The 899-nt window shown below is 69.7% G+C and carries 1 protein-coding gene; it reads right to left on the bottom strand.

Going from position 1 to position 899, the window contains the following annotated elements:
- Positions 1–482: DUF4396 domain-containing protein (locus ACFWR9_RS19130; protein WP_383843316.1), on the bottom strand; the 482-nt coding region annotated here is incomplete at its 3' end.
- Positions 483–899 lie beyond the last annotated feature (417 nt).

An 899-nucleotide genomic window follows, 5' to 3' on the forward strand; every position in this document is an offset into this window, starting at 1 on the left:
CACTTGTTGACCGGCGTGGTGATCACGAACGCCACGGCGAAGCCGCCGAGCAGCGCGTACCAGAACAGCCCGTCCGACAGGTGCGCGTCCATCGCGCCCGGCGTCAGCGCGATGATGCCGTTGTCGACCAGTTCCATCACCGCGATGGAGACGGTGTCGGCGGCCAGCGCGACCTTGATCGCGGCCTTCAGGGACACTCCGGCGCGCACCACCGCGAAGAGGGTGAAGGAGTAGCCGAACAGGAAGGCCAGGGTGATCGCCAGGGTCATCGTCTGCACGTTGCCCCACATCAGGGCGGTGCCGATGACCATGCCGAGGATCTCGCCGATGGCACACCCCGTGAGGCAGTGCAGCGTCGCCTTCATCGCCGTCGCCCAGGTCGTGCCGTGCGCGTGATCGCCATGGTGCCCGCCGTGGCCGCCCGCGGGGGTGGCCTGGTCGTGCGCGGTACCGGTACCGGAGTGGTGCGTGCTGTGGTCCATGACCTTCATCCCCATTCGACGTCCCGCAAGGCCCCTGGCGGCCCCACGAGACAAACCATATACCCCCTGGGGGTATTCCGCCAGGAGTGATCCGAACCTGCTGCCGGACGATGGAGGAGCATCCACGTGCGCCCACCGTCAACGGACTCGTAGACGACATCGCCACTGTCCGCCGCCGGCAGACGCTGCGCGGTCAGAGCAGGCGGCGAGCAGCAGGCCGGCAGCCGCGAGCAGGATCAGGGCACGCGGGCGGCGCCGCGGTATGCGAGTCCTGGTGTGAGGTCCAAGCGGGGGAGGAGAGGCGACAGGCAGGCAGGTCGGTGCGGGGGGGGGGGCCCCCCCCCGGCCCCCCCCCCCCCCCCCGCTCCGCAAGCTCTCCGCGGGACTCGGAGTATTCTCAGAGAGACTCCGAGAACC

This window comes from Streptomyces sp. NPDC058534 (assembly GCF_042717365.1).
In the GTDB taxonomy this organism is placed as follows: domain Bacteria; phylum Actinomycetota; class Actinomycetes; order Streptomycetales; family Streptomycetaceae; genus Streptomyces.